This window comes from Coleofasciculus sp. G3-WIS-01, from assembly GCF_040223135.1.
Classification (GTDB): domain Bacteria; phylum Cyanobacteriota; class Cyanobacteriia; order Cyanobacteriales; family Coleofasciculaceae; genus Coleofasciculus.
Genome location: NZ_JAVJZI010000037.1, coordinates 20,970 through 30,509, shown reverse-complemented (window position 1 = coordinate 30,509; position 9,540 = coordinate 20,970). Strand labels below are relative to the sequence as shown.

At 46.9% G+C, this 9,540-nt stretch carries 5 protein-coding genes; 4 read left to right on the top strand and 1 reads right to left on the bottom strand.

Annotated features, from left to right (window positions below; translation table 11 throughout):
- Positions 1-273 precede the first annotated feature (273 nt).
- From fabZ to RIM23_RS04070, 4 genes are all read left to right on the top strand, one after another.
- Positions 274-786 (top strand): 3-hydroxyacyl-ACP dehydratase FabZ, encoded by a 513-nt coding sequence (fabZ, locus tag RIM23_RS04085; protein ID WP_446338841.1) that lies wholly within the window; start codon positions 274-276, stop codon positions 784-786.
- Between the two features lie 355 nt (positions 787-1,141).
- On the top strand, positions 1,142-1,969 hold the full coding sequence (gene lpxA, locus RIM23_RS04080) for an acyl-ACP--UDP-N-acetylglucosamine O-acyltransferase (protein ID WP_446364689.1): 828 nt from the start codon (positions 1,142-1,144) through the stop codon (positions 1,967-1,969).
- A gap of 224 nt (positions 1,970-2,193) precedes the next feature.
- Positions 2,194-3,501 carry a lipid-A-disaccharide synthase gene (gene lpxB, locus RIM23_RS04075; protein ID WP_446364688.1) on the top strand — a complete coding sequence of 436 codons (1,308 nt, stop codon included), beginning with the start codon at positions 2,194-2,196 and terminating at the stop codon, positions 3,499-3,501.
- 254 nt (positions 3,502-3,755) lie between these two features.
- Positions 3,756-4,142 (top strand): hypothetical protein, encoded by a 387-nt coding sequence (locus tag RIM23_RS04070; RefSeq protein ID WP_446364686.1) that lies wholly within the window; start codon positions 3,756-3,758, stop codon positions 4,140-4,142.
- 589 nt (positions 4,143-4,731) lie between these two features.
- Here RIM23_RS04070 and RIM23_RS04065 read toward each other — a convergent pair.
- Positions 4,732-9,432: a hypothetical protein gene (locus tag RIM23_RS04065; RefSeq protein ID WP_446364684.1), complete on the bottom strand. Its 4,701-nt coding sequence runs from the start codon at positions 9,430-9,432 to the stop codon at positions 4,732-4,734.
- Between the last annotated feature and the right edge of the window lie 108 nt (positions 9,433-9,540).

Here is a 9,540-nt window from a genome sequence, read left to right as displayed (position 1 = left end):
GACCGATAACATTGGCGAAGCTAACTTTACCCGAAAGGAGATTGAGGCAACCATACCTCACAGGAGGGGCAACCATACCCCTCCACCCCGAAAGGGGTATGCTTCTTAAACCGCTACCGCGCGTTCCTCCCCGGTCTGAAGCTTGCCCGATAAGCGAAGCGAAGGGACACGGGGTTTCCCACAACGGAGGAGTTCTAATGAGTTTACAGATTCACTCAACGGGTCACTGCTCATCCGCCGCTCACTGATACTCATTTTTATCCTAATTTACTCATGTCTACCTTGATTGACGTTAACACTCACGATGATTCCACTGAAAATGCCAACCCAGCCCAGTCTGAGTCATCAACCAAAACAATTTTCACGGTTGAAGACATTCATAAAATCCTGCCCCATCGTTATCCGTTTGCTTTAGTTGACCGCATTATTGAATATGTTCCGGGAAAGCTAGCTGTTGGCATCAAGAATGTCACCTTTAATGAACCCTATTTCCAAGGACATTTCCCGGGACGCCCAATGATGCCAGGGGTAATGATTGTTGAAGCCATGGCTCAAGTTGGTGGCATTGTTTTAAAACAAATGGCTGATATGGATGACGCTTTGTTTGTTTTTGCCGGCATTAACAAGGTTCGTTTTCGTCGTCCTGTCGTACCTGGTGATCAACTGGTGATGACAACGGAACTCGTGTCAGTCAAGCGCCGTCGTTTTGGAAAGATGCAAGCTCGTGCAGTCGTTGACGATCAGCGAGTTGCCGAAGGGGAATTGATGTTTTCTCTGGTCGAATAAATTGCACCTGCGCTATCCCAAATTCGGGTTAGCGCTCCTGGAGTTCTTACTCCTGCTGCACTGTAAAATACGGGCGTCAGCATAGATGATCACACCTGAAATTTAGTCTGCGATCGCTAGGGATAATTCCCAATCTCAAAATGACAACAAGACGCGGTAACAAAAAGTCATCTTTCAGACGTGCCTTATTAGTCTGTGGGGTGACTGGTGTTACAGTTTTTGAGAAGTTCTAGAGCGATTTTGATTATATTAACTTCACAGCTTATAGATAAGTTGGGAAATTTTCTGTCCCATGTCCCCTGTTCCGAGTTCCTTTGACTCACTAGCATGTTCACGACTTAAATAGGATCGCTATATGGCAACAACACTGATTCATCCTACTGCTGTAATCCACCCTGGCGCCCAACTGCATCCGACAGTTCAGATTGGTGCTTATGCGGTCATTGGTGATAATGTAAAAGTGGGTTCACAGACGAAGATTGGGGCTCATGCGGTTCTAGAAGGACCGACGGAAATTGGCGCGAGAAACCAAATCTTTCCCGGGGCAGCGATTGGCTTGGAGCCGCAAGACCTAAAATATGATGGCGCACCAAGCTGGGTCAGGATTGGTGATGATAATCGGATTCGGGAATATGTCACCATTAATCGAGCAACGGGTGCGGGAGAAGCTACGGTTATTGGGGATAATAACCTGTTAATGGCTTATGTTCACGTCGCTCACAATTGCGTGTTAGAAAACTCAGTGGTTATCGCCAATGGCGTTGCTTTAGCCGGACATGTTCATATTGAATCAAAAGCAACCATTGGTGGCGTTTTAGGCATTCATCAATTTGTCCACATTGGGCGTCTGGCAATGGTAGGAGGAATGAGTCGCATTGACCGGGATGTACCCCCTTATATGTTAGTAGAAGGCAACCCCGCACGAGTGCGATCGCTCAATCTAGTTGGTCTCAAAAGAGCAGGAGTAAGTGCTGAGTCCCTAGAAGACCTAAAAAAGGCATTCCGGATGCTCTACCGTTCCGATTACACCTTCAATCAAGCCCTAGAACAACTTAATCTAATATCTGACCATGAACAGGTACAGCACCTACGCCTATTCTTAGAGCGATCGCAATTAGCTGGACGGCGTGGTTCCATTCCGGGTCGTCGTTTTCATCATAGCCAAGACAGGGGAGAGTTTTGACCCTTCACAACCTTCGAGGAGATTTGGTGCGTGTGTAGGGGCGGGTTTTACTATTATCGTTTCTCGCCTCACAAGGGATGCAACTAAACCCGCCCCAACCCAGTGAAGCCATGGCGATTAAAATCGCTGCTACACTTGCCTTGCGTCCGCTTGACAAGGACTAGGTTATTACGGGGATAGCTAACTGAGATTTGGTATAACAAATGACAAATGACGAATGACGAATGACTAAAAAAACGATTTTTATCAGTACGGGTGAAGTCTCTGGTGATTTGCAAGGAGCAATGTTAATTGACGCCCTGAAACGTCAAGCAACTCACCAAGGATTAGATTTAAACGTTGTGGCATTAGGGGGCGAAAAAATGGCGCTTTCTGGTGCCACATTATTAGGAAATACTACAGGGATTGGCTCAGTCGGACTATTAGAATCTTTGCCATTTTTTCTGCCAACCTTAACCATCCAGCGTCGCGCTAAACAGTATCTTCAACACAATCCCCCAGATTTGGTGGTACTCATTGACTATATGGGACCCAATCTCGGTATTGGCAAATTTATTCAGCGTCAGCTTTCCCAAGTTCCTGTGGTGTATTACATCGCCCCTCAAGAATGGGTTTGGTCACTCTCTCCCCGTAATACAGCCACAATTGTGGAAATGACCGACAAACTCTTGGCGATATTTCCCGAAGAAGCCCGTTATTTTGAAAAAAAAGGCGCATCTGTCCATTGGGTGGGTCATCCCTTGGTCGATCGCATCCAATCTTATCCGAGTCGTGAGCAAGCTAGAGCGGCGCTAGGGATTCAACCCAACCAAACTGCGATCGCGCTTTTACCCGCCTCCAGACATCAAGAAATCAAATACATGATGCCCATTATCTTTTCCGCCGCCCTGCAGCTTCAAGGGAAGTTATTGGGGGGAGCAGGGGGAGCAGGGGGAGCAGGGGGAGCAGGGGGAGCAGAGGGAGCAGGGGGAGCAGAGGGAGCAGAGGGAGCAGAGGGAGCAGGAGAGCAAAGGACGAATGACAAATCCCCGATCTTTTGGATTCCCTTATCTCTAGAAGCCTATCGAAAACCGATTGAAGCGGCGATACAAGACTATGGGCTTCAGGCTATCTTGGTGAGTGAGCAAACTCACGAGGTATTAGCATCAGCCGATTTAGCGATTACCAAATCAGGTACAGTGAATTTGGAACTGGCGCTTCTGAATGTTCCCCAGGTCGTATTTTATCGTGTGAGTCCGTTGACTTACTGGATTGCCCGTACTTTCCTCAAGTTTTCCATTCCTTTCATGTCACCCCCGAACTTAGTGGTGATGCGTTCAATTGTGCCAGAGTTACTCCAAGAGGATGCTACTCCAGCAAACTTGGTTCGAGAAGCTATGGAACTTTTGTTTGATCCCCAAAAACGTCAACAAACCCTGACAAATTATCAACAAATGCGTGAGCTATTGGGGGACGTAGGCGTGTGCGATCGCGCGGCTTTGGCTATTCTCCAGCTAGCTGACGACAGGGGGGCGATCAAAGTTGACACTTAGAGAGTTCACCGATTAGGATGCGGTGAGGTAATGCCATAAGTACTCTTACCTAGGTTTGTCGCAAGCGCTCAAGCGCTTCTGGCACGCTTCGTGCCTACTACGAACCCAGTTTATTTTACTGAGGCGATATGGCACTAGCCATAAAACTTCTTTTTTGGCTGTTACCTGTGTTACCGATTGTCAAGGTGTAATACATTTTTCGGATGACCGCAATACAATAGTGATCTAAGCTACAAAGCGATACATCTAGTCCAATGTCTTACACAAACTCTACCCTTCTAGACGAGTGGGCTATTGAGGAATTTTTCCAATGGATTCCTCCAAAAGACCAATGGATTCGTGTGCAGTACGATGGTCGAGTGGGTTTGCTCTTAAACGGCAAACATATTCTATTACCGAGTCACTACGAAGCCCTAGATTTTGACCAAGCCAAAACCCTAGCCCTGATCTGGGGTGTTCAGCCCGGATTTATTCTCTACGGTGAAGCCCCTCACTACCAAGTAGATAAGCTCAGTTATGAGCTAGTTAGAGCGGGGTTTGTCGTTTACTGGCTAGGGGTCAAGAATATTGTACAATTTAATGCTTGGCTGGTGCGAGTATTGGATGGAATTCATTTATTAGAACCGTTTACACTAGACTGAACTTTTCCGTTTCTTCCTTTAAGATACTCAGGCAAATCTGACGTTTCACGACATTGATCCTCCGCTTCGCTAGTCGGACATGGCGCCTGTGTAGGGGCGGGTTTCACTACTATCTTTTCGGTTGCACAAGGGATGTGACTAAACCCGCCCCGACTAACTTTTTGGCTGGGCGACTAGAAGTCACAGCTACACAAACAAAGTCCGCCTGCGCGGACTGGATTATAGAGGGAATAATCAACCCGGATTTGGTATAAATTAGGTATTCCTTGTTATCGGTTCCAAGTCCCATTAGTGGAGACATTTATTACCCAGGTGGTGACAGCGTAGGGGCGAAGCATTCGCGCCCAGATCTATCGGTTTTCTATTCAAATTTAAACGCGAATGCTTCGCCCAATCTTCGCCCAATCACCAATCACCAATCACAAATCACCAAGTGCCAATTATCCCAAATCCGCCTTTGAAACCCCCTTTTTGCCTGGGCGACTAGAAGTCACGGCTACACAAACAAAGTCCGCCTGCGCGGACTAGATTATAAAGGGGGTAATCAACCCGGATTTGGTATTACCAATCACCAATCACCAATCACCAATCACCACTGGAAATCAGAGATGTCTGGTTCTTCTGCACCGAAGTCAATATCATCCGCAGCCACGGGCAAAGTTTCTAGCTTAAACGTTACCGCCTCAAGCTGTTTTTTGAGCTGAACGATCGCGCCTTCTAATTGTTTAATCGTTGCTTTATCCAATTGGGAACTGATTTTTTGATTGAGCGCCTCAATCTGACGATTAATATCTTCGATCGCCTCCTCTCCACCGCTGAGATCGACTTCAAAGAGTGCAGCTTGATTCTCGGCGATGGTTTGGGTTAAATTGTCAAGCTGTTCCTCAATCCCCGCGATCGCCCCTTCAACCCCACTCAACTCTAACTCAGCCAGCATTGGTAAATTCTCTAGACACAACTCCATCGCATCCAACTGAAAATCGATGTCTTTGAGAGCGTCGTCTTTTTCCTTAGCAGACATTGATTTCTCATTTAACTGCACCAAGGTAGTATAAATCTGCTCGCCAAGCTGATTGATCGCCTCTTGTAATTGCTCAATGGCTTGGACTTCTGGTCGATCATCGAGCTGTTTACTAAAGGCGTCGAGTTGAATATGAACCTCTGTAATCCCTGTTTCTAACTGACTCAGATCAATGTCTGGTGTCGTTGGTAAACCACCTAAACGAGATGTGATGATATTGATCTGATCCGTTAACTGGATCAGCATCATCTTTAATCCCTCAACCGCTTGGGTGGCTGGCTGATTGTGGAACTGTTGGTTCAGGGATTTAAGCTTATCCGTAAGCGGTGCGATGGCTTCATTTTCTGGAAGTTGCTCAATTTGTTCTACAGCCGGAATTGTGGGTATGGGGGGTGGCGGTGAAACGATCTCCTCTTCTACTAAATCGAAGAGGGTGGGTGCTACCTGATTGGGTTCAATGTCGGGTATCCCCGGAAGTTGCTCGAAACGCGCCGTTAGCTCATCGAGGCGATTGTGAACATCAATAATCGCTGATCCGATCTCCATCAAGTTTACTTCTGGCGCTGCTGAAATTTCGTTAAGCTGGCTACTCATCGTCTCCAGTTGTTCAGCCAGTTGAGCAATTACGATTTGCGATTGCTCCATATCCTGGAGTTCAGGACGATTCTGGAACTGTTGCTGGAGTTGGCTAAATTCTTCAGCGAGTTCCGAAAGTGCGGCTTCGACTCCGCTTAGATCTGTTTGAGTTGGGGTGGATAAAGTATTCACCCGTTCGGTTAAGGTGTCAATTTGACCCGTAATCTCAGCAATGGTTTGTTCTGTCGCGCTTAAGTCTACCTCTGGTACAGTCGGTAATTGATCCAAACGAGTGCTGAGGGTTTCGAGTTGTTTACTCAGACGAGCAATAACGGTTTGAGATTGGTCGATTTCTTGGAGTTCAGGACGATTCTGGAACTGTTGCTGGAGTTGGCTAAATTCTTCAGCGAGTTCAAAAAGTGATTCTTCTACCCCACTCAAATCTGTTTCTGTGGGAGTGGATAGGGTATTCACCCGTTCGGTTAAAGTTTCAATTTGACCGGTAATCTCAGCAATGGTTTGTTCTGTCGCACTTAAATCTACCTCTGGTACAGTCGGTAATTGATCCAAACGGATGCTCAGAGTATCCAGTTGTTCACTCAAGTGAGCGATCGCCCGTTGAGATTGGTCGATTTCTTGGAGTTCCGGACGATTCTGGAACTGTTGCTGAAGCTGGCTAAATTGTTCAGCGAGTTCAAAAAGTGATTCTTCTACCCCACTCAAATCTGTTTCTCTTGGAGTGGATAGAGTATTCACCCGTTCGCTTAAAGTTTCAATCTGCTCAGCAATCTCAGCAATGGTTTGTTCAATCCCACTCAAGTCTACCTCTGGGAGACTGGGTAACTGATCCAGGCGAGTGCTGATTGTATCCACTCGTTCGGTTAAGGTTTCGATCTGCTCAGCAATCTCAATAATGGTTTGTTCAATCCCACTCAAGTCTACTTCTGGGACAGTGGGTGACTCCGTTAGGCGAGTGCTGAGGGTTTCCAGTTGTTCACTCAAGTGAGCGATCGCCCGTTGAGATTGGTCGATTTCTTGGAGTTCCGGACGATTCTGGAACTGTTGCTGGAGTTGGCTAAATTGCTCAGTGAGTTCAAAAAGTGCGGCTTCGACACCACTCAAATCCGTTTCTGTGGGAGTGGATAAGCTATTCACCTGTTCGGTTAAGGTGTCGATTTGATCGGTAATCTCAGCAATGGTTTGTGCTGTCGCACTTACGTTTACCTCTGGGACAATGGGTAATTGATCCAAGCGGGTGCTGAGGGTTTCGAGTTGATCACTCAGTTGCGCGATCGCACGTTGAGATTGGTCGATTTCTTGGAGTTCCGGACGATTCTGGAACTGTTGCTGAAGCTGACTAACTTGTTCAGTTAGTTCAAAAAGCGCCGTTTCTACCCCACTCAAATCTGTATCTGTGGGAGTGGAGAGGGTATTTACCCGTTCGGTTAAGGTGTCGATTTGACCTGTAATCTCAGCCAGGGTTTGTTCAGTGACACTACCATCACCCTCTGGCGCTGCTGATAGCTGATCCAGGCGGATACTCAGAGTTTCAAGTTCCTCACTCAGTTGCGCGATCGCACTTTGAGTTTGCTCAAGTTCTGGAAGTTCCGGTCGATTCTGGAACTGTCGATTGAGTGTGTTTATCTGACTTTGGATTTGAGACAGGGTGTCTTCTGCGTCAAATACCTCAGTGTCTGAAACTACAGATAGGGTGTTGACTTGGCTGGTTAAGCTGTCGATTTGTTCGGTAATGTCAACTATGGCTTGTTCTAACTGACTGACATCGGTTGGGGAGGGGAGGGAAAGTTGATCCAGCCGTTGGTTTAGGGTTTCAATTTGCACCCGAATCTCCCCAATCACCTGTTCTACCCCCTCCTGTGACGGAGTCGGGAGTTGGTTAAGGCGACTATTGAGGATGGCAAATTCTTCAGCAAGCTGGGTAATTTCAGTTTGCGATCGCTCGATGGTTTCTAGTTCGGGTCTGGTGTTAAATTGTTGATCAAGTTGGCTCAGTTGTTGATTAAAATCAATAATTGCGGCTTCGATTTCACTGAAGTCTGTGGCTTCGACGGCTGAGGTTAAGGGAAGGCTATCAACTCTGGTGCTTAATCTCTCCAGTTGCTCGGTAATTTCTGCGATCGCATTTTCTACCCCCTGTAAATCCCTGTCGGAAATCGGGGATAGAATGTTCACTTGAGTGGTTAAAAGTTCCAGTTGCTCGGTAATTTCTGCGATCGCACTTGACTCGGCGGCTGGTGCTGTGGGAAGCTGATCCAACCGATGGCGAATGGTTTCGAGTTCCTCACTCAAGTCCGCGATCGTGGCTTGGGATTGCTCTATAATTTGCAGTTCGGGACGATTCTGGAATTGTTGCTGGATTGTATTAATCTGACCGTGGATTTGCACGATCGCTTCTTCTATGTCGGTGAAGTCAGTTTCACCGGAGAGGGGGAGGGTATTAATTCGTGCGGTTAAGGTTTCAATCTGACTGGTAATCTGTGCAATAACGGGTTCAAAACCGTTTAAGTTGGCGGTTGGTGCTGTGGGAAGCTGATCCAGGCGATGGCTGAGGGTTTCTAGTTCCTCCGTCAGTTGTGCAATAATTTGCAGTTCGGGACGAGTCTGGAATTGTTGCTGGAGTTGGCTAAATTGCTCAGTCAGATCGGTTGTTGCGGTGGGTTGGGTGTTAAGTTGAGTGGTTAAGGTTTCAACTTGATGGGTAATTTGTGCGATCGCAGCTTCAGAGCTGATTAGGTCTGTTATTGGCGCGGTGGATAACTCCTCTAGACGATGAGTGAGGGTGGCGACTTGGTTTCTAAGTTGTGCAATGGTTTGTAGTTCCGGACGAGTCTGGAACTGTTGCTGGAGTTGGCTAAGTTCTTCAGTAAGTTCTGAGAGTGTGGCTTCTATCCCGGTGAGATCAGTGGTTGCGGTGGATTGGGTGTTAACCTGAGTGGTTAAGGTTTCAACTTGAGTAGTAATTTGTGCGATCGCGCCTTCGAGATGAATCCAGTCTACCTCAGATGCAGCCGGTAACTGCTCAAGGCGAGTATTAATCCGATTGAGTTGTTCATGGAGTCGAGCCACAGCAATCTGAGATTGCTCAATATCCTCAAGTTCCGGACGACTATGGAATTGTTGATAGAGTTGGCTAAATTGCTCCGTCAGCTCAAAAATGGCTTGTTCAATACGACTCAAGTCTACCTCTGGCTCAGTCGATAGCTGAGCAAAGTTGGTGCTGAGGGTATTAAACTGTTCTGTGAATTGAGCGACTGTGGTTTGCAACTGCTCAATGGTTTGCAGTTCGGGACGAGTATTAAAGTGTTGGCTAAGTTGCTTAAATTGCTCAGTTAGCTCAGTCAGCGAGGCTTTTAGATCCTCAATCGCCGTTTTCTCTGGTCGAGCATTAAATTGTTGGTCTAAGCTGTTGAGTTGAGTATTAAGAGTGGGGATAACTTGGACTTGCTGATGTAGCGATTGAATAATTTGATATGTTTCCGCGATCGCACTTCTGGTGTTATCCTGTGTCTGCTGTACCATGTTGCGTCGGTTAACCAGGTTCAAAGCCAACGCTACTGTTAAAGGCGTTGCTGCATAAGCAACCTGCTGAGATGTCGTCGCTACAACAGTTCCGACAGCGGAACCCGCTAAGAAAATATACTCAAAGATTTCTAGCAATGATTTTTGTGTCATAGGTATCTCTATAGGGGGGTGAGCGAAGTCCTGAAAAGAGGACATTCCGGTTGCGGTTTACTGCTGACTACTACGCTTTTGTTATAGCGCTATCAATTGAACGGTAAG